At 38.5% G+C, this 20,110-nt stretch carries 14 protein-coding genes, 1 tRNA gene, 3 rRNA genes and 1 other RNA gene; 3 read left to right on the forward strand and 16 right to left on the reverse strand.

What is annotated here, in order from left to right; genetic code table 11:
- The first annotated feature begins 23 nt into the window (after nt 1–23).
- Nucleotides 24–2,147: an anaerobic ribonucleoside-triphosphate reductase gene (gene nrdD, locus I6I93_RS03525; RefSeq protein WP_112889467.1), complete on the forward strand. Its 2,124-nt coding sequence runs from the start codon at nt 24–26 to the stop codon at nt 2,145–2,147.
- Nucleotides 2,147–2,641 carry an anaerobic ribonucleoside-triphosphate reductase activating protein gene (gene nrdG / locus I6I93_RS03530; RefSeq protein WP_112889468.1) on the forward strand — a complete coding sequence of 165 codons (495 nt, stop codon included), beginning with the start codon at nt 2,147–2,149 and terminating at the stop codon, nt 2,639–2,641. Before nrdD ends, nrdG begins: the two co-directional genes overlap by 1 nt.
- Nucleotides 2,642–2,763: 122 nt before the next feature.
- Here the strand turns inward: nrdG and I6I93_RS03535 are convergent, their stop codons facing one another.
- From I6I93_RS03535 to I6I93_RS03600, 14 genes are all read right to left on the reverse strand, one after another.
- The gene (locus tag I6I93_RS03535; protein WP_112889469.1) at nt 2,764–3,393 is read right to left on the reverse strand and encodes a hypothetical protein; all 630 of its coding nucleotides are present in this window, start codon (nt 3,391–3,393) and stop codon (nt 2,764–2,766) included.
- 87 nt (nt 3,394–3,480) lie between these two features.
- Nucleotides 3,481–4,113 (reverse strand): hypothetical protein, encoded by a 633-nt coding sequence (locus tag I6I93_RS03540; RefSeq protein WP_112889470.1) that lies wholly within the window; start codon nt 4,111–4,113, stop codon nt 3,481–3,483.
- Nucleotides 4,114–4,389: 276 nt separating this feature from the next.
- Nucleotides 4,390–4,506, reverse strand: a 5S ribosomal RNA gene (rrf, locus tag I6I93_RS03545).
- A gap of 31 nt (nt 4,507–4,537) precedes the next feature.
- A 23S ribosomal RNA gene (locus tag I6I93_RS03550) occupies nt 4,538–7,389 on the reverse strand.
- A gap of 129 nt (nt 7,390–7,518) precedes the next feature.
- Nucleotides 7,519–7,594: transfer RNA gene (locus I6I93_RS03555), tRNA-Ala, on the reverse strand.
- A gap of 41 nt (nt 7,595–7,635) precedes the next feature.
- Nucleotides 7,636–9,160: ribosomal RNA gene (locus I6I93_RS03560) — 16S ribosomal RNA — on the reverse strand.
- The 16S, 23S and 5S rRNA genes sit together here with 1 tRNA gene alongside, the layout of an rRNA operon.
- 416 nt (nt 9,161–9,576) lie before the next feature.
- Nucleotides 9,577–10,377, reverse strand: coding sequence for a putative ABC transporter permease (locus I6I93_RS03565; protein WP_112889471.1), 801 nt, complete (start codon nt 10,375–10,377; stop codon nt 9,577–9,579).
- Between the two features lie 63 nt (nt 10,378–10,440).
- Nucleotides 10,441–10,968, reverse strand: a complete 528-nt coding sequence (locus tag I6I93_RS03570) for a helix-turn-helix transcriptional regulator (protein WP_112889472.1) — start codon at nt 10,966–10,968, stop codon at nt 10,441–10,443.
- Nucleotides 10,965–11,975: a LacI family DNA-binding transcriptional regulator gene (locus I6I93_RS03575; protein ID WP_112889473.1), complete on the reverse strand. Its 1,011-nt coding sequence runs from the start codon at nt 11,973–11,975 to the stop codon at nt 10,965–10,967. The genes I6I93_RS03570 and I6I93_RS03575 overlap by 4 nt, the downstream gene beginning before the upstream one ends.
- 10 nt (nt 11,976–11,985) lie before the next feature.
- Nucleotides 11,986–12,879, reverse strand: coding sequence for a diacylglycerol/lipid kinase family protein (locus tag I6I93_RS03580; RefSeq protein ID WP_112889474.1), 894 nt, complete (start codon nt 12,877–12,879; stop codon nt 11,986–11,988).
- A gap of 60 nt (nt 12,880–12,939) precedes the next feature.
- Nucleotides 12,940–13,434: a hypothetical protein gene (locus I6I93_RS03585; protein WP_112889475.1), complete on the reverse strand. Its 495-nt coding sequence runs from the start codon at nt 13,432–13,434 to the stop codon at nt 12,940–12,942.
- Nucleotides 13,435–13,451: 17 nt separating this feature from the next.
- Nucleotides 13,452–14,009, reverse strand: coding sequence for a YtxH domain-containing protein (locus I6I93_RS03590; RefSeq protein WP_070700526.1), 558 nt, complete (start codon nt 14,007–14,009; stop codon nt 13,452–13,454).
- 116 nt (nt 14,010–14,125) lie between these two features.
- Nucleotides 14,126–14,310: non-coding RNA, 6S RNA (ssrS, locus tag I6I93_RS03595), on the reverse strand.
- Nucleotides 14,311–14,344: 34 nt separating this feature from the next.
- Entirely contained in the window at nt 14,345–15,241 is an 897-nt protein-coding gene (locus tag I6I93_RS03600) for an RluA family pseudouridine synthase (RefSeq protein WP_112889476.1), read from the reverse strand.
- 75 nt (nt 15,242–15,316) lie between these two features.
- Here I6I93_RS03600 and I6I93_RS03605 point away from each other — a divergent pair, with 75 nt between their 5' ends.
- Entirely contained in the window at nt 15,317–16,117 is an 801-nt protein-coding gene (locus I6I93_RS03605; protein WP_070700532.1) for an NAD(+)/NADH kinase, read from the forward strand.
- A gap of 211 nt (nt 16,118–16,328) precedes the next feature.
- Here the strand turns inward: I6I93_RS03605 and I6I93_RS03610 are convergent, their stop codons facing one another.
- Together I6I93_RS03610 and I6I93_RS03615 are read right to left on the reverse strand one after the other, a co-directional pair.
- Nucleotides 16,329–17,927 carry a CTP synthase gene (locus tag I6I93_RS03610; protein ID WP_112889477.1) on the reverse strand — a complete coding sequence of 533 codons (1,599 nt, stop codon included), beginning with the start codon at nt 17,925–17,927 and terminating at the stop codon, nt 16,329–16,331.
- 8 nt (nt 17,928–17,935) lie between these two features.
- Nucleotides 17,936–20,008, reverse strand: a complete 2,073-nt coding sequence (locus tag I6I93_RS03615; RefSeq protein WP_112889478.1) for a glutamine synthetase III — start codon at nt 20,006–20,008, stop codon at nt 17,936–17,938.
- Nucleotides 20,009–20,110 lie beyond the last annotated feature (102 nt).

Below are 20,110 nucleotides of genomic sequence, written 5' to 3' on the forward strand. Positions count from 1 at the left end.
ATATAAAAGGAGAGATGGAAAAAATGTTACAAGTTATCAAGAGAAACGGAAAAAAAGTTGACTTTGACAAGGCTAAAATTGTAATTGCCATTGAAAAGGCAATGCACTCGAGTTCTGGTGTCTACATAGAGGGTCAAGCTCTTGAAATTGCAAATGAAATCGAAAAGTTGGCAGGAGAAAAAGACCTTCCTCTTTCTATTTATGATATAGAAGGAGAAGTTTATTACCGTTTGATTCAAAACGACAACCCAGCTACTGCTAGGGCCTACGAGTCTTACAAGTCTGTTCAACAATTTAAGCGTGAACAAAACACTACTGATGATGATATTCTTGGTCTCTTAAACGAAACAAACGAAGACCTAATGGACGAGAACTCCAACAAAAATGCTGTTATTGCCTCTACTCAAAGAGACTTAATAGCAGGAGAAGTTTCAAAGGATATTGCCAAGAGAAAGATGATTCCAGGAGATTTAGTAGAAGCACACGAATCTGGCGCAATCCACATCCACGACATGGACTACTTTATCCAACCAATTTTCAACTGCTGCCTAGTTAACATGAAGGACATGCTTGACAATGGAACTGTTGTTAATGGCAAGATGATTGAAACTCCAAAGTCCTTTCAAGTTGCCTGCAATGTTATGACACAAATCATTGCTCAAATTGCATCAAACCAATATGGTGGCCAAAGTATTAATATCTCTTGTCTTGGCAAGTACCTAAGAAGGTCTTACGAAAAGAACCTTTCCCTTGCCCTTGACACTCTTGGAGATATTGAACTTGCAGAGAAAATGGCAAATCAAATGACTAAGAAGGACCTTGAAAGTGGAATCCAAACAATCCAATATCAAATAAATACCTTGATGACTTCCAACGGTCAAGCACCTTTCGTTACCTTATTCATGTGGCTTGAAGATGACGACCAATATGTTGATGAAGTTGCAATGATAATCGAAGAAATCTTAAAGCAAAGAATCCAAGGGATAAAAAATGATGCAGGTGTTTATGTTACACCAGCCTTTCCTAAGCTAATTTACGTTCTTGATGAAAATAACATCAACAAGGACTCAAAATATTATTATTTAACATCTCTTGCGATTAGATGTACAGCTAAAAGGATGTACCCTGACTACATTTCTGCCAAGAAGATGCGTGCCAACTACGAAGGCAACGTATTTTCTCCAATGGGATGCAGGGCTTTCCTTCCACCTTACAAGGATGAAAAGGGCAACTACAAGTTCGAAGGTAGGTTTAACATGGGAGCTTGCTCCATCAACCTTCCACAAATAGGAATCCTTGCTGGAGGAAACGAAGAAAAATTCTTTGAAATCCTTGAAAAAAGACTAGACCTAGTTAAGAGGGTTGGCCTATTGCGTTACGAACACCTAAAGAAGGTCAACAGCGACTCATCACCAATCCACTGGCAACACGGTGCTATTGCAAGACTTGGCAAGCATGAGCCTATTGCTCCACTTCTAGAAAATGGCTACTCAACAGTTTCTCTTGGCTATATTGGAATCTATGAAGCCACAATGCTTATTAAAGGCGTGAGCCACACAGACAAGAAGGGCTATGACTTTGCCATGAGGATCATGGACGCCCTTAACGATGCTGTCAAGAAGTGGACTGAAGAATATGGAATTAAGTTTACCCTTTACGCAACACCAGCTGAGTCACTTACACAAAGATTTGCCAACATTGACAAGGAAAGATTTGGCATCATAGAAAATGTAACTGACAAGGGTTACTACATCAATTCCTTCCACGTTGACGTTCGTGAAGAAATATCTGCCTTTGAAAAATTTAACTTCGAAGCAAAATTCCAAGATAAGTCAACTGGCGGCTGCATATCCTATGTAGAAATTCCAAACATGGGCCACAATCTAGAAGCCCTAGAGACAATTGTTAGATATATTTACGACAACATCCAATACGCAGAGTTCAACACAAAGTCAGACTATTGTGCAGAATGTGGCTTTGACGGTGAAATCAAATTAAACGACCATGGCGACTGGGAATGTCCACAATGCCACAACACAGACAGGTCAAGCCTTACAGTGGTAAGACGTACTTGTGGTTACCTTGGTGAAAACTTCTGGAACGAAGGTCGTACTAAGGAAATCAACGCAAGGGTTCTTCACATCTAATGAACTTTGCACAAATAAGAAAGTATGATGTTGCCAATGGCCCTGGAATAAGGACCACAATCTTTGTGACAGGCTGCACCCACAAGTGCCACAATTGTTTTAATGAAGAATACCAAGACTTTGACTTTGGTGATCCTTGGACCCAAAAGGAAACAGACGAAGTTATAGAAGATTTAAAGCTAGATGAAGTTAAGGGCCTTACCATCCTAGGTGGTGAGCCCTTCCAAAATGAAGTGGACCTCTTAAAAGTTCTTCGTGACATAAAAAAAGAAGTCCAAAAGGACATTTGGATCTTCTCTGGCTATACTTATGAAGAAATTTTAAAAGATGAGCACAAAAAGAAACTCCTAGAAGAGTGCGACGTCCTAGTTGATGGAAGATTTGTCGAAGCTTTAAAAGACTTAAATCTTAGGTTTCGAGGATCTTCCAATCAAAGGATAATAGACGTACAAAAATCTTTAGAGTCCAATGAAGTAGTTTTGTTTGACTTGTAAATTTTGTCTTAGAATTTTATCTAATTAATTACTTTATAAGACTTAATAAACCCTTTTATATAAATTAAAAATTAAGATAAAAAAACCTCAGCTTAACTGCTGAGGAATTTTTTTGTCCTTTTTTATGCTTCTGGTGGGATTGGCTTTTCTAAATTTTCATTATCAAAAAAGTTAGTACCATCATCGGCATTACTTTGGAAGGTCCCAAAGGTGGAAACATAGTCCACCCCATCAAATGTGTAGTAAATTTCAATCCTTAAGTATTCCATAAAATATTTTTCAAACTGAGTATTATATCTTTTAGTCTCATAAAAATACCTGCCGTCGTCAAGCCTATCTAATTCGCCCTCTATTACTGTCTCCCTTGTTTTATCATTATAATAAGAGTCGGCAAAGATTTTTATCTTTGGTATTTCTGGCTCATAAACCTTTCCTCTATCTATGAACTCTACATAAAATTTATTATCTTCATTTAAGTGTATACAAGGGATGTCTCCTTCTATGGCTCCTGCAATTGTATCCCTTACCCTCATAACTTTTTGTTCAGGTAAACTTTCAAACTTTGCTCTCTCAAAGGTCCTAATAATTGGTGTCCTTTCATCATTAGACACCTTTATATTTACCTTAACCCCATGGACAGAATTATTTCTTTTTAGCTCTGGCTTTGGGTAATAATAAATGCGTAGACCTACAAATAAAGTCACAAGAAGAATTAAAATAATAGAAAAAATATTTATAAATTTTTTTACCATAATATCACCTAATTTATTATTACACCTTTAACAATTGATAATAAAAATTCACAATAAAATCTTCCCCGAAGGTACGATCTTTTTGTCTTATTCTTCTGGAGGGATTGGCTTTTCTAATTTTTCATTGTCAAAGAAGTTAGCCCCATCATCGGCGTTATCTTGGAAGGTCCCAAAGGTGGAAACATAGTCCACATGGCCAATAGTATAATAAATTTCAATCCTTAAGTATTCCATAAAATATTTTTCAAATTGAGTGCTATATCTCTTAGTCTCAAAATAATACCTGCCGTCGTCAAGCCTATCTAATTCGCCCTCTATGACTCTTTGCTTTTGCTTGTCATCATAATGAGAAGCAGAGGCAAATATTTTAATTTTTGGACTTTCTGGCTCATAAACTTTTCCCCTATTTATGAACTCTACATAAAATTTATTATCTTCATTTAAATGAATACAAGGAATGTCTCCTTCTATCCTACCATCAATTGTATATCTTAATTTCACTATTTCTTTTTCAGAAAGATTTTCAAATTTTTCTCTCTCAAAGGTCCTTACAATGGGTTTTCTCTCATCACTGGACACCTTTATATTTACTTTATCTCCATGTATAGCATTATTTCTCCTAAAATCTGGAGTTGGAGAAAAATAAATTTGAATAGCTGCAAATAAAATTATTGCAAGAATTATTACAATAGCAAAAACTTTTGCGACTTTACTTTTCATAATATCACCTACCTATAGTTTACCCTAAAAACAATTCAATATCATTAACTTTTAAAACAAGCAAAACATTTATAATTACTTCAAAGACTCCCATACTATATAAATTTCTCCAATAAAAAAATCTCCCAAGAGGTCTTGGAAGATCTTCTTATCTTTAATATGTAATGAGATTACTCATTGTGGAATAATTAAAGCAAAATATTTTACTAATTTTAAAAGGAGTATTTAAAATAAAAAGTCTATTGACAAAGGTAACCTTACATCAATAGACCTTTTAACTGGCGATAACTTACTCTCCCAGGTCGTTGCCAACCAAGTACCATCAGCGGACTAATGCTTAACTTCTGTGTTCGGTATGGGTACAGGTGTGTCCATTGTCCTATTCTCACCAGATTAACTTAAAAACTAATCTTACCTTAAATCTTTGGTCAAGTCTTCGACCTATTAGTACTCGCTAGCTGAATGTATTGCTACACTTACACCTTGAGCCTATCTACCTCATTTTCTTCAAGGGGTCTTATCTTTCGAGGGAAATCTCATCTCGAGGGGGGCTTCGGGCTTAGATGCCTTCAGCTCTTATCCCTTCCAAACTTAGCTTCCCAGCTATGCACTTGGCAGTACAACTGGTGCACCAGAGGTTTGTCCATCCCGGTCCTCTCGTACTAAGGACAGCTCCTCTCAAATTTCCTACGCCCACGACGGATAGGGACCGAACTGTCTCGCGACGTTCTGAACCCAGCTCGCGTGCCTCTTTAATGGGCGAACAGCCCAACCCTTGGGACCTACTTCAGCCCCAGGATGAGACGAGCCGACATCGAGGTGCCAAACCTCCCCGTCGATGTGGACTCTTGGGGGAGATAAGCCTGTTATCCCCGGGGTAGCTTTTATCCGTTGAGCGATGGCCCTTCCACTCGGTACCACCGGATCACTAAGTCCTGCTTTCGCATCTGCTCGACTTGTTGGTCTCGCAGTTAAGCTCCCTTCTGCCTTTATACTCTGCGCACGATTTCCATCCGTGCTGAGGGAACCTTTGAACGCCTCCGTTACTCTTTCGGAGGCGACCGCCCCAGTCAAACTGTCCAACTGAGAGTGTCCCTTCCCCAGATTCATGGGGTTAGGTTAGAATTCTAGCATTAAAAGAGTGGTATCCCAACGGTGACTCCCAAGATACTGGCGTACCTTGTTCTTAGTCTCCCACCTATTCTGTACATTTAATCCCAAAATTCAATCTCAGCCTACAGTAAAGCTCCACGGGGTCTTTCCGTCCTGTCGTGGGTAAGCGGCATCTTTACCGCTACTACAATTTCACCGGATCCTTTGTTGAGACAGTGCCCAAATCGTTACACCTTTCGTGCGGGTCGGAACTTACCCGACAAGGAATTTCGCTACCTTAGGACCGTTATAGTTACGGCCGCCGTTTACTGGGGCTTCAGTTCTAAGCTTCGCTTACGCTAACTTTTTCCCTTAACCTTCCAGCACCGGGCAGGTGTCAGCTCCTATACTTCGTCTTTCGACTTAGCAGAAACTTGTGTTTTTGGTAAACAGTCGCTTGGGCCTTTTCACTGCGGCCCCCTTTTACAGGGGCTCCCCTTCTCCCGAAGTTACGGGGTCATTTTGCCGAGTTCCTTAACAAAGGTTTTTCCGCTCGTCTTAGGATTCTCTCCTCACCTACCTGTGTCGGTTTACGGTACGGGCGATACTTCTCTAGTAGTGGCTTTTCTTGGCAGTGTGGAGTCATAAGCTTCTCTACTTGTTTTCGATCCGCATTACGCTTCAGACTTCTCGGAAAGCGGATTTGCCTACTTTCCATCCTTTGCGCTTGCACGCCTCACCAACTGGGCGCTCTTATTATCCTTCTGCGTCCCCACTTCCTTTAACGATTGTATCGGTACAGGAATTTCCACCTGTTGTCCATCGACTACGCTTTTCAGCCTCGCCTTAGGTCCCGACTTACCCTGAGTGGACGAGCCTTGCTCAGGAATCCTTGGGTTTTCGACGGGTGAGATTCTCACTCACCTCTCGCTACTCATGCCAGCATTCTCTCTTGTATGATGTCCACAGTGCCTTACGACTTCTGCTTCATCCTTCATACATTGCTCCTCTACCAACGTTATACGTTCCATAGCTTCGGTATATAGTTTAGCCCCGGTTATCTTCGGCGCAGAGTCACTTGACTAGTGAGCTATTACGCACTCTTTAAATGAGTGGCTGCTTCTAAGCCAACATCCTAGTTGTCTCAGTAACTCCACATCCTTTCCCACTTAACTATAATTTTGGGACCTTAGCTGATGGTCTGGGCTCTTTCCCTTTCGACTATGAAGCTCATCCCACATAGTCTGACTCCCTAGTGCATGATATGGTATTCGGAGTTTGATAGGTCTTGGTAACATATGCATGCCCCTTGACCAATCAGTGCTCTACCCCCTTTTCATGTCTTACTAGAGGCTAGCCCTAAAGCTATTTCGAGGAGAACCAGCTATCTCCGTGTTCGTTTGGCTTTTCACCCCTATCCACAAGTCATCCGATAACTTTTAAACGTTACCCGGTTCGAGCCTCCATTGAATTTTACTTCAACTTCACTCTGCTCATGGATAGATCACACGGTTTCGGGTCTACAACCACTAACTTCCGCCCTATTTAGACTCGCTTTCGCTTCGGCTCCGCATCTTTAATGCTTAACCTCGCTAGTAATCGTAACTCGCTGGCCCGTTCTACAAAAAGTACACGATCGTGGTGCAAAACCACTTTCGCTGCTTGTAAACACTAGGTTTCAGATTCTATTTCACTCCCCTCACGGGGTTCTTTTCACCTTTCCCTCACGGTACTTGTTCGCTATCGGTCACCAAGTAGTATTTAGCCTTAGGGGGTGGTCCCCCCATATTCCCACTGAATTTCTCGTGTTCCGTGGTACTCTTTTGTGTCGGATATCTTCGCTTTCGCCTACAGGACTCTTACCTTCTTTGGTTAATCTTCCCAGATTATTTGGCTGGCTATTGTCTCTTTATACACATCGGGCTCTTCCCCGTTCGCTCGCCGCTACTTAGGGAATCGAGTTTTCTTTCTTTTCCTCAGGTTACTTAGATGTTTCAGTTCACCTGGTTCGCTTCCTATAGTTATGGATTGGCTATAGGATACCTCTTATGAGGTGGGTTTCCCCATTCGGAGATCTACGGGTCATAAGATATTTGCTCCTTTCCGTAGCTTTTCGCAGCTTGTCGCGTCCTTCTTCGCCTCTTGGTGCCTAGGCATTCACCTAGTGCTCTTTTTAACTTGACCTTTGTTAATAAACATTTCTGTTTATTTCCAGTTTAATTGTTTGTTTAAGAAATTTTGATTAGTTTTTAAGTTGTTATGGTTCTCTTCTTTTTTTTAAGAAGGTTTCAGAGTAGCATTTATTGCTATTCTTGGTGGAGATAAGGAGATTCGAACTCCTGACCTCCTGCTTGCAAGGCAGGCGCTCTCCCAACTGAGCTATACCCCCATATATATAATTAAAATAGTGTGAAGATTTATTTTCCTTAGAAAGGAGGTGATCCAGCCGCACCTTCCGATACGGCTACCTTGTTACGACTTCACCCCAGTCACCTATCCTACCTTCGACTGCTGCTTCCCTAAGGTTCGCTCGCAGGCTTCGGGTATTACAAGCTTCCATGGTGTGACGGGCGGTGTGTACAAGACCCGGGAACGCATTCACCGCAGCATGCTGATCTGCGATTACTAGCAACTCCATCTTCATGTACTCGAGTTGCAGAGTACAATCCGAACTGAGAAAGACTTTTTGAGGTTGGCTTAATATCACTATCTCGCTTCCCTTTGTATCTTCCATTGTAGCACGTGTGTAGCCCAGGGCATATAGGGCATGATGATTTGACGTCATCCCCACCTTCCTCCGATTTATCATCGGCAGTCTCTTTAGAGTCCCCATCCGAAATGCTGGTAACTAAAGATAGGGGTTGCGCTCGTTGCCAGACTTAACTGAACATCTCACGACACGAGCTGACGACAACCATGCACCACCTGTATTGAGGCTTCCGAAGAAGAGGGTATATCTCTATACCGGTCCTCAGTATGTCAAGCCCTGGTAAGGTTCTTCGCGTTGCTTCGAATTAAACCACATGCTCCGCTGCTTGTGCGGGTCCCCGTCAATTCCTTTGAGTTTCATGCTTGCGCACGTACTCCCCAGGCGGAGTGCTTAATGTGTTAACTGCGGCACCGAATTATTCCGATACCTAGCACTCATCGTTTACAGCGTGGACTACCAGGGTATCTAATCCTGTTTGCTACCCACGCTTTCGTTCCTCAGCGTCAGAATGAGCCCAGTAAGTCGCCTTCGCCACCGGTATTCTTTTTAATATCTACGCATTTCACCGCTACACTAAAAATTCCACTTACCTCTACTCTTCTCAAGATATGCAGTTTCAAATGCTTACAGTAGTTAAGCTACTGCCTTTTACATCTGACTTGCATTTCCGCCTGCGAACCCTTTACGCCCAGTGATTCCGGACAACGCTAGCCCCCTACGTATTACCGCGGCTGCTGGCACGTAGTTAGCCGGGGCTTTTTCTTATGGTACCGTCATTATCTTCCCATATAAAAGAACTTTACGACTCGAAAGCCTTCATCGTTCACGCGGCGTCGCTGCATCAGAGTTCCCTCCATTGTGCAATATTCCCCACTGCTGCCTCCCGTAGGAGTTTGGACCGTTTCTCAGTTCCAATGTGGCCGTTCACCCTCTCAGGCCGGCTACCCATCGTCGCCTTGGTGGGCCGTTACCTCACCAACTAGCTAATGGGACGCGAGTCCATCTTAGACCACCGGAGTTTTGATCATTAGTGCATGGGCACCTATGATTTCATTTGGTATTAATCCCGGTTTCCCGAGGCTATCCCAATGTCTAAGGCAGGTTACTCACGTGTTACTCACCCGTCCGCCGCTAATCCATCTTATCTTCACCCCGAAGGGATCTGTCAAGATTTCATCGCTCGACTTGCATGTGTTAAGCGCGCCGCCAGCGTTCGTCCTGAGCCAGGATCAAACTCTCAATTAAAAAATTTGTATGACTCATTAGTTTTCTCAAAACTAAACGAATATCTGGTTTGCTTGTGATTCTTTAAAAGAATCTGTGATTAAATCACGAATTGTTTATCTATCTTCACACTATTTAATTATCATGTTTCATCGCTACTTTTTGAAGTAGCTTGTTTATTATACTACCGTGTTTTTTCTTTGTCAAGTATTTTTTACAATTTATTTAAATTGTTTTTACTTGAAACTCGGTAATATTTTTTGCTATCTTAAGTGACAACTTCTATATATTAGCATCTAGAAAATCATCTGTCAACTGTTTTTTATATTTTTTTTAAATCTTTTTTGTTTTTAAAAAAATATAACAGCTGTCTTTTTCGACAACTGTTATATAGTACTCTTTTATTTTTATCTTGTCAAGAGCTTTTTTATATTTTTTTAATCTCTTGAGTATTGATCTTTTATCCTATCTCTTAACTCCTCTATGTCCCTTTGTCTTTCTTCTAATCTATTAGTTAGGTTGGGGAAGGATTTTAAAATTCTCTTCTCTTTTATTAGTTCTCTTCTTTCTCTTAACTCTTTAACCCTATTTTCTAATTCAATATACTCCCTCGTCTTCTTTAACTCTTCCTGTCTACTTTCTATTTGAACTGTCCTGTCGTAAACTCTCACTCCAATCCTATCTGATACTTTCTTAATGTCTTTGCTTATTCTATCTATTGCTCTGAATTCTTTATTTAATCCAATAAGTGTATTAATAGTAGCAATTAGGTCTATGGTCATAATTATCACTAGACCAATTCCCAAATATAGTGATACTCTTTCTGGTATTAGGCTTACCATTTTTCTAATCATTGGATGGACTGCTTCGTATAATAGGAAGCAAAACATGCCCCATATGACAGAAAACTCTAAGCAGACGTAACCTCCTATGTTAAGTCTTCTATCAGAGTAGTCCCACCATCTCTCGTGAAAAATTTTCTCAAGCAAGAAACCTGCAATGTACTCTATTATAGTTGCTATGAACATGGATCCCAGGAACAAGACCATCTTGTTCTTCTCTGCTATGTCTGTTAAAAAGTATATTACTGCTATGGCACCAAAACCATAGATGGGACAATAGGGTCCAGCTAAGAAGCCTCGGTTTATAAATCTTCCCTTAGTTACTGTGTGATAAGATACTTCTATTACCCAACCCACAAAGGCGTAGATAAAAAAATAAATTAAGTAGTCTCTCATGTCTTCCTCCTTCTAATTTTATTTAAAAAAAATATGTTAGTCTCACTAACATATTATAACCTATTAATATTTAATTTGGCTGTAATTTTTTATTATTTCTTTTCTTCCGCTTACTCCAAGTTTTTTATAGACAAGGGTTAAGTTATTTTTTATTGTCTTCTCACTAATGTAAATCTCCCTAGAGATTTCCTTATTAGTTTTACCAGAGATTATTTCTTCTAGGAGTTTCTTCTCTCTCCTATTTAGAGTCTTTAATTTTTCGAACTTATTATTTCTATCACTTCTTAATTTTTTTAAATTTTCTTCTATATATATGTGTCCCCTAAGTGTCTTATCTATTGCATCAATAACTTCTTCTTCTGAAGCTCCAAGACTTAAAAGAGAATACTCCACTACTAATGGCAAGTCCCTCTCGTCGATTAATCTAATCTTTTCTACTTCAAGTTCCTCTAGTTCCTTGTCCTGAAAGATTAGGATATCAAAGTCTTTTTCTTTGTCTTTATAAAAATCAAGGACTTCATATCCTTCTAGGATGTCTTGAAGTCCTCTCTTTATAATTTCACTTTTTGTCTCTATAGAAACTCTTATCATTTTATTTCCTTTACACTTTCTCTCTCAAGAATTTGTGATGGAAGCACAAGATTTTCTGATAAGTCGCTTTCTTTCTTGTCAATTTTCTTTAGGATTTTCCTAATTGAAACTGCTCCAATGTCATAGTAAGGAACCTTTACTGTTGTAAGTTTTGGTCTGTAGATGTCTGATATATAAGATCCACCAAAACCTGTAACTGATATATCATCTGGTGTCTTGTAGCCATTATCTAAAAGCATATTCATTAGGTGGATTGCAATTGTGTCATAGGATGTAAAGAAGGCTGTAATATTTTCTTTCTTTACAGTGTCAAGAATCTTTTCTTTCTCATCTTCTATGTCACTTGCTTCTAATCCTTCAACAAGTAGGTTCACCTTCTTTAGGCCAGCCTCTTCCATGGCCCTGTTGTAACCTTCAATTTTTTTCTTTTCAAAAGTCCTGTCATAGTCTCTTCTAATAGCAAGAGATGCAATATTCTTGTGGCCCTTTTCTATTAAAAGTTTTACCATTTCATAAGATGCCTTTTCATAGTCTATTTCTGTAGAGAATCTTTCGATTTCATAGAAGTTTGAGATTATTACATAGGGAATCTTGCTCTCTTCAAGCTTATACTCTAGCTTAGGGTTGTGTAAGTTTGATATTACAATAATACCTTCAACTTGTTTTTGAGCTAGAAGGTTGGCAAACTTCATTTCTGATTCAACGTCACCATAAGAGCTTGATAGGAGTATGTCGTATTTATACATTCTTCCAATTTCTTCAACTCCTCTTAGGATTTGTGAAATAAAATTGGATCCAATGTCTTCTACAATTACACCAATTAAATTAGATTTTTTTGTAACTAAACTTCTCGCAACTTCGTTTGGTTTGTAATCCAATACGTCAATAGCGTGTAGGACTCTTCTTCGTGCCTCAGGGCTAACAGGTTTCGAGTCATTTATTACCCTTGATACTGTAGAAATGGACACATCTGCCATTTTTGCTACGTCTTTAATTGTAGATGCCATAGCTTCCTCCTTATGGTACTATTATTTTTAATTTATTTTCCAAAACCTTGAAAGTCATAGGAAGTGTTGATGCTTTCTCTCCATCAACATCAATTGTGAGCTTCTCATCACTTTCTATTTTTATATTTTTCGTCTTTAAGTACATTACCTTGTTATGATCAACATGTCGGCCACCCATTAGAGAAGTAAATAGTTCTGGCACATCAGAAATCCTAATTCCCTTAAAAATCAAAACGTCTAGATAGCCATCTGAAATATCAGCCAGAGGGGCCATTTTTTTAAAACCTCCAACTGAAGTGGAGTTAGTTATTAAGAATAAAAGTCCTTCTACCCTTCCAGTGAACTCTTCACTTTCTACATAAAAATTTAGACTCTTTTGATTTCTTAAAATCCTTTCTTCTAAAAGGACCCTTGCACCTTCAAGATAATAAGCCATATCTCCTAGGGTAGCCTTTTTCTCAGCTGGAACAGTATAGGCAATTTCTGTGAGCATTCCTCCTGCAGCAACATTTATAAAGGCTCTTTCGCCAGCAAGTCCAAGATCAATTGTCCTAGTCTTGAAATTTTTTATCATCTTGTAGAAGGCGTTGGGAGAAGTAGGAAGCCTTTGGGCATTGGCAAAGTCATTTACCGTACCACTTTGTAGAATTCCAAGAGGTGTATCCCTTCCTGATAGGTAAATCCCATTTACAACTTCATTTACTGTCCCGTCTCCACCACTACAAATTATGAAATCTTCACCAGAATAGTCATAAGCAAACCTAGTTCCATCCCCTTCTTGGTGGGTAAATAGGAGTTCAATCTCATAATTATCCTTGCTCATTAATTTTATAAGTTCTAGAATTTTGTTTAGTGCTGTTCCCCTACCTGAATTGGGATTGGCAATGATCTTTACTCTTTTCATCTTTTCCTCTCGTCTTACTTATAAAAATAAAAGGAGACGAAGAATAACTCCGTCCCTAGCTTATCTTAGAAAGACTTCTTTAACAGTCTTTGCAACTTCTCTTAAAATATAAAAATAGTCGATGGCGTTATTTGAACTAAGTGAAATAGTTTTTGCTGTATCAGAAATAACATCTGATATATTCATAACTGTATTTGACACTCTAAAAGAAGTATCATCGACTTGTCTTGTAATACCATTAACTGTGTCTGAAACAGAACCTACAGTTGATACAAGTCTTGCGACTTCTGGTTTTACATCATTTACAAGTTGTGTAGCGTCAGTTGAAATTGCGTTCACATTGTCAGAAATGTCCTTGGCATTATCCATAATGGAAGGAACAGTCTTTATAGTGTGATCAATTTCACCTTGGTTTCTCTCAACAATTTCATTAACATTTTTTAAAATTTTAAATACATTAATTAGAACTAGAAATAGTGCAACAAGTGCAGCTATACCAGCTACATAAAGTAGGAAACTAAGTAGGCCACCTATAGTAAATGCTTGATCTAACATCTTCTATACCTCCTATCTTATTTTCTTTTTTCTTTTTCTACCTTATCTTTTGTTTCTTCAACAGATTCTTTTACATTTTCAGCAGATTTTTTTGCTTCTCTTTTAACGTCTTTTGCGCCTTCTTTTACTTCGTCTTTAACGTCTTCTGCAGTATCTTTAACTTCTTCTGTTGTGTTTTTTACATCGTATTTGATGTCTTCAGCACCAGCTCTAACAACTTCTCCAATTGCTTTAGCTTTTGCCTTAGCCACTTCTACATCTTCGTCAAATTCATATTTTTTAAGTGTAGCCTTGTCTCTTAAGTCAGCATAAGTCTTTTTAGCTTGTTCGCCAGCTTGATAAGCCTTGAATTCAATAGTATCCTTAGCATCGTTTGCTGCGTTTAAAGCTTGGTTAGCTGCTTCTTTAGATTTGTTAGCAATATCTTCACGAGTTTTTCTACCTTCTTGAGGTGCAAAAAGAATTCCACCAATAGCTCCTAGTGCAAGACCAGTACCAACCTTAGAAATTTCTTTAAGTCTTCTTCTTCTAACTGCTTGGTTTCTCTTTTCTTCTAAATAATCAAATAATCCCATAATAATTCTCCTTATAATATAATTTATTTATTAATATTTTACCCTTTAAAGCTTAATTCAATCACATTAAACCATAAATATTAGAAAAAAATAATAAAATCAAAATAAAAATAATAGTAAAAACCGCAATGCCGACACCTAGTTAATTCACACCCGCCAATTATCATGGTGGGTCAAAAACTTGATAGCGCATTCTGACTTCCGCTCAAAGACGGCTTGTCATAGGACGCTGATACACAGTTTCCCGTGTTAAATTTGTCGGTTGAATTAAGTAGGCATTCTTCGAACATCGCAGAATTTACTTAAGTAAATTATAACTCAATGAAAATGTTTTTTCAATAAACTTCGGGAAAAAAGGAAAAATCCTCTGGCAGTTTAGCAAAGACTTCCAGGTCCTTATTAGTCCTTGGGAGCTTAAACTTTAGAGAATATGAATGAAGAGCCTGCCTATTAATAAGGTCTGACTTAGATCCATAAAGTCCATCGCCAAGAACTGGATGGCCAAGGTGGGCCATGTGAACCCTAATCTGATGAGTCCTTCCTGTATGAAGGGTCAATAGGACTAGACTCATGTCCCTGTACTCACCAAGGACCTTATAAGAAGTTAAAGATTTTTTGCCAATGACATAATTGACTTCACGCCTTATTCCATCTTCACTTGTGGCAATGGGCCCGTCAATTATTCCTTCTTTTTCATCTAGAATTCCTTCTACAATAGCAATATATTTTTTCTCAACCCCATCTTTGAAGTCGCTGGAAATTTTATCTTGAGCAAAAGAATTTTTAGCAGCAACAACAAGGCCTGAAGTGTCCCTGTCAAGTCTATTTACAAACCTAATCTTTCTCTTTAATCCCTGGTCTTCAAAATATCCCAAGAGATAGTTTAAGAGAGTCCCATCTGCATCGTCCTTTGCTGTGTGAGTCACCATAAAAGGCTCTTTATTTACAATTACAAGGTCCTCGTCCTCGTAAACTATATCAAGGTCCTTGTGTTCTACAGCCCCATTGGGACCTTCATCTTCAAACCTAAGGGAAATAATATCTCCCTTCTTTAAAAATTTATTTTTCTTATTTAATCTTGAGTTTAAGTAAATATTTCCACTCTTAACAGACCTTCTTATAAGTCGGGAAGAAAGACCTCTCTCCTTAAGAAAATCATTTACCTTAATTTTATCTTTTGAACTTCCATTGAATTTGAAATTTAAAAAATCTTTGGAATTTAATCTATACATTTTACACCTCTAGTCAAGGGAACTTTATTCGTTTATAATATAAATAATGATACAAAAAATCAAGGGGGTTTAGTCTTGTCAAAAATTATAAATATACTGACTAATGCAAATTATGAATCTAAAAAAACAGCAAATAATTTGCACAAGCTTTTAACAAAATATGGATATGAACCCTTTAATGGTTTCAAAAAAAATGCTGAGCTTTCTATTTGTATTGGAGGCGACGGTTCCTTTATAAAGGCCATACACAAGAACGACTTCCCAGATATGCCCTTCGTGGGAATAAACACTGGCCACCTGGGTTTTTATCAAGAGATAAAACCTGAGGAAGTGGAAGAATTTGTCAAAGATTATAAAAATGGCAACTACCAAGTTGACGACATCAAACTAATAAGATCTGACATCTACACAAAGAACAAGGTCTACAAGTTTTATTCAGTGAACGAAGTTGTCTTAAAGGCTGCACACTCAAAGACAATCCACATGAATGTCTTCATAGATAGAAATCATGTAGAAAAATTTTCTGGTGACGGAATCTTGGTTTCCACTCCAACAGGGTCCACTGCCTACAACTTTTCTTCTGGCGGGGCCATAGTCTACCCAAGCCTTCACGTCTTGCAAATGACTCCCATCTCTCCAGTGAACTCAGCTGCTTACAGGTCTCTTGGCTCATCTGTCATAGTTCCAGGAGCCCACACAATTTCACTTGTTGTTGAGAAGAGATACAAGGATTCCAACTTACTCTTAGTTGACGGGTCAGAATATTTCTTCAACAACTTGCACAGGGTCAACATCAGGCTCTCAAACAAAACAATAAAAAAACTCGTCTTCTCAAATAATTCCTACTGGGATAATTTAAAAGACAAGTTCCTATAAGATTAGTCCTAGGTCAAAGCCCAGGACTTTTTTATTTTTTTAATTTGTCAAAATCTTTTGCTTCTGACTAATAAATTTTTTTAAAAAAGTTCATGCAAGGAAACTTTTGAAATCAAACATCCTCGCAAGAGCTTTATCTATTTACAAAGTCATAAAAAAATCTCACCCAAGCTTACAAACTTAATGGATGAGATTTTATTTTTATTTATTTTTATTTATTTTTCTTTTCAATTGCTGCTCTCACAAAGCCATTAAATAATGGGTGAATTTTTGTTGGCCTTGACTTGAATTCTGGGTGGAATTGGCAAGCTACGAAGAAGCCTTCGTCCTTTAGTTCAATAATTTCAACTAGGTCCTTGTCTTCATTGATGCCAGAGAAGGCCACACCAGCCGATCTTATTTGTCCCCTGAATTGGTTGTTGAACTCGTATCTATGTCTGTGTCTTTCCTTAATTTTTTCTTCTCCATAAAGAGAATAAACTAAAGAATCTTTTTCAAGAGTGCAGTCATAGTTACCAAGTCTTAAAGTTCCACCAACATTTTTTATGTCCTTTTGATTTTCTAAAAGGTCAATAATTGGATAATTTGTGTCTGGATTTATTTCCGTAGAGTTAGCGTCCTTTAGGCCAAGTTTATTTCTTGCAATGTCAATTAGGGCAACTTGCATTCCGTAACAAATTCCAAAGTAAGGGATGTGGTTGTCACGAGCGTACTTTGATGCCATAATCATACCTTCTGTTCCACGTGAACCAAAGCCACCTGGGACAATTATTCCATCAAGTCCATCAAGTACACTTACATCTTTTTCTATATCTTCTGAATTTATCCACTCAATATTTACCTTGTAACCATTTTCGCAACCTGCATCAGTTAAGGCTTGAGTTACAGAAAGATAAGCATCGTGAAGGCTTACATATTTTCCTACAAGACCAATAGTCACTTCGCCCTTTACGTCCTTAAATCTCTCTACCATTTCCTTCCACTTGCCCTTGGAAGCTGGTCTGTCTTCTAGGTCAAGTTCCTTAAGGATGTAGTCATCAAGATGTTGGTCGTGGAATACTAGGGGAACTTCATATATAAGGTCAACATTTGTAGATTGGATAACTGCCTCCACTGGAACGTCACAGAATAGAGAAATTTTTTCTCTCAAGTCATCTGTAACCACTCCATTGGACCTTACAATTATTACGTCAGTCTTGATTCCGTTGGACATAAGCTCCTTAAACGAGTGTTGAGTTGGCTTTGTTTTTAATTCATCTGATCCAGGAATATTTGGAACAAGAACTGTGTGGACAAAAAGGACGTCAGACTTTTTATTTTCTGAGTGAATTTGTCTAATGGCTTCTAAGAATGGAAGGGACTCAATGTCACCTACTGTACCGCCAATTTCTGTTATTACAACATCAGCCTTAGATTCCTTTGCAGCCTTATAAACTGCATTTTTGATTTCATTTGTAATGTGTGGGATAACTTGGACAGTTGCACCGTCATAGTCTCCCCTTCTTTCTTTTGCAATAACTCTTGAGTAGACCTTACCAGTTGTAATTGATGCACCCTTAGTTAATTCTTCATCAATAAATCTTTCATAGTGGCCAAGGTCTAGGTCAGTTTCTGCTCCGTCCTTAGTTACAAAAACTTCTCCATGTTGGTAGGGACTCATAGTTCCTGGGTCAACATTTAGGTAGGGGTCGAACTTTTGCATAAATACAGAAAGTCCCCTGTCCTTTAAAAGTCTACCAATACTTGCTGCAGAAATTCCCTTTCCAATTCCTGAAACAACTCCACCTGTAACAAATATAAATTTAGTCATACTTCCTCCTAGCTTAGTGAATTAAAAATATCTTCGTAAGATGGCAAAGTCATATTTTTTCTTGAGATTAATTTTTCCATTTGGTCTGCAATTTTTCGCGTTGCAAGTAATTTTGTGGCAATATTTCTCTCAACATACTCTGCTTTTTTATAAATTTCATCTATTTTATTTGAATGATCAAGGAGAAGTTCAATCTCATCTCCACATTCAAGTAAGTCTGTAATCATCTTGTCTATTTTATCATACTTAGTCCTTAGTTTTTCATTGTTTTTAAATTTTAAAATTTGAGATAGGTCTTTTAATTCAGCCATTCCCATAGGGATTAGGTCCTTATGGATCATTGAGACCATGGCCTTGGCCTCAAGACTGTGATAAATTACCACTTCTTCGAGGTTTACTTCATAAGAAGCCTTGATTTCCTTTTCAGTATAAATTCCCCTCTTGATAAAAATATCATTGAAATCAAAGTCTCTCAAAGAAACTAGGGCATCAAAATAAGTCTTGTGATTGGCAAGTCCCCTTCTCTTGGCTTCTTCCTTCCAATCATCAGAATAATTGTCCCCGTCACAAATTACCCTGTCGTGTTTTTTCATAACACCTCTTACAAGTTCAAGAGTTTTTTCTCTCAGATTAATAGGGTCATCTTGGAAGTCCTTTAACTTTTCATAAAATTTTTCAAGACAGTCTGCCATGGCACAGTTTAGGGCAATGTTTAAGTCAGATCCAGTCTTGGAAGACCCCAACATCCTAAACTCAAACTTGTTGCCAGTAAAGGCGACGGCTGCAGTCCTGTTCCTGTCGCTGGAATCCATTGGGACACTTAAGAGGTTGTAACCTCTAAAGGCCTTGTCAGAATTATTTTTATATTCAATATCTTCCTTTATATCCCTAAATAATTCTTCAAGGTCTGATCCAAGGAAGAGGGAGATAATTGCTGGCGGAGCCTCATCTGCCCCCAACCTAAAGTCATTGGAAGTTGATGATGCACTTACCCTCAAAAGACTTTGGTACTTGTCTGTGGCCTCAATTATTGCAGCGACAAACAATAAAAAGACATTGTTATTGTAGGGATCGTCGCCTGGGTCAAAAACATTTAGACCGTAGTTTGTAACAATGGAATAATTATTGTGCTTGCCAGAACCATTTACGCCATCAAAGGGTTTTTCATGGAAGAGGCAGACCAAATTATTTTCTAGGGCAGTTTCTTTTAAGATGTTCATCAAAAGTTGATTGTCATCTATAGCCACATTTACATTTTCAAATAAAATTGCCATTTCAAATTGATTTGGGGCAACTTCATTGTGCTCAGCCTCAGAATAAATTCCAAGTTCATAAAGCTTTTGGTCCACTTCCTTGTAAAATTTTTCTACTCTTGCGGGGATTTGTCCAAAGTAGTGGTCTGATAACTCTTGTCCCTTGGGAGAAGGTGCTCCAACAATGGTTCTTCCAGTACTCTTTAGGTCGCTTCTCTTCTTGTAGATTTCCTTATCAAGTAGGAAAAATTCTTGTTCAAGTCCAACCTTGACCCTCATCCTGTAGGCATACTCGTCCTTTTCAAATAAGTTGACGATCTTTGTTCCCTCATCACTTAGGATCTTTGTGGAGTCAATAAGGGGTCCCCTCTTATCAAGTTTTTCTCCCTTATAGGACATAAAAATAGTTGGGATGTATAAGACACTTCCTATTACAAAGGAGTTTGCCGTAAGATCCCAATAAGTATAACCCCTTGCTTCAAAGGTAGACCTCATGCCTCCAGATGGGAAGGATGAAGCGTCAGGTTCACCCTTTACAAGTTCCTTTCCAGAGAACCTATTAATTGGTTCGTTATCAGAAGTCCTGGATATAAAGGCCTCGTGCTTCTTGGCAGTGTGACCTGATAGGGGCAAGAACCAGTGGGCAAAGTGCGTTGCCCCATTCTTTAGGGCCCAGTCCTTCATGGCATGGGCAATGGCATCGGCAGTTTCTCTGTCTAAGTCCTTTTCGTTTCTAAGTGCGTCCTTCCACTTTAAGTAAATTGGATAGGGTAGTGATTCCTTCATCTTCTTCTTGTTAAAGCTTTTTATTCCAAATTCTTCTATCATGCTTCCCCCTATTAAAAATAAAAACAAAAAAATGGCAATTAATTAAAATTGCCATTATGAAAAACCTGTGGTTTCTTTTTATTTTATTTCAATTTAAAAACT

The organism is Peptoniphilus harei (assembly GCF_016726485.1).
Lineage (GTDB): Bacteria > Bacillota > Clostridia > Tissierellales > Peptoniphilaceae > Peptoniphilus_A > Peptoniphilus_A harei.

What these genes read in the sequence shown, in the direction of transcription:
- nrdD (WP_112889467.1), top strand. Translation starts at nt 24, where the DNA reads ATGTTACAAGTTATCAAGAGAAACGGAAAAAAAGTTGACTTTGACAAG.
- nrdG (WP_112889468.1), top strand. Translation starts at nt 2,147, where the DNA reads ATGAACTTTGCACAAATAAGAAAGTATGATGTTGCCAATGGCCCTGGA.
- I6I93_RS03535 (WP_112889469.1), bottom strand. Translation starts at nt 3,393, where the DNA reads ATGGTAAAAAAATTTATAAATATTTTTTCTATTATTTTAATTCTTCTT.
- I6I93_RS03540 (WP_112889470.1), bottom strand. Translation starts at nt 4,113, where the DNA reads ATGAAAAGTAAAGTCGCAAAAGTTTTTGCTATTGTAATAATTCTTGCA.
- I6I93_RS03565 (WP_112889471.1), bottom strand. Translation starts at nt 10,377, where the DNA reads ATGAGAGACTACTTAATTTATTTTTTTATCTACGCCTTTGTGGGTTGG.
- I6I93_RS03570 (WP_112889472.1), bottom strand. Translation starts at nt 10,968, where the DNA reads ATGATAAGAGTTTCTATAGAGACAAAAAGTGAAATTATAAAGAGAGGA.
- I6I93_RS03575 (WP_112889473.1), bottom strand. Translation starts at nt 11,975, where the DNA reads ATGGCATCTACAATTAAAGACGTAGCAAAAATGGCAGATGTGTCCATT.
- I6I93_RS03580 (WP_112889474.1), bottom strand. Translation starts at nt 12,879, where the DNA reads ATGAAAAGAGTAAAGATCATTGCCAATCCCAATTCAGGTAGGGGAACA.
- I6I93_RS03585 (WP_112889475.1), bottom strand. Translation starts at nt 13,434, where the DNA reads ATGTTAGATCAAGCATTTACTATAGGTGGCCTACTTAGTTTCCTACTT.
- I6I93_RS03590 (WP_070700526.1), bottom strand. Translation starts at nt 14,009, where the DNA reads ATGGGATTATTTGATTATTTAGAAGAAAAGAGAAACCAAGCAGTTAGA.
- I6I93_RS03600 (WP_112889476.1), bottom strand. Translation starts at nt 15,241, where the DNA reads ATGTATAGATTAAATTCCAAAGATTTTTTAAATTTCAAATTCAATGGA.
- I6I93_RS03610 (WP_112889477.1), bottom strand. Translation starts at nt 17,927, where the DNA reads ATGACTAAATTTATATTTGTTACAGGTGGAGTTGTTTCAGGAATTGGA.
- I6I93_RS03615 (WP_112889478.1), bottom strand. Translation starts at nt 20,008, where the DNA reads ATGATAGAAGAATTTGGAATAAAAAGCTTTAACAAGAAGAAGATGAAG.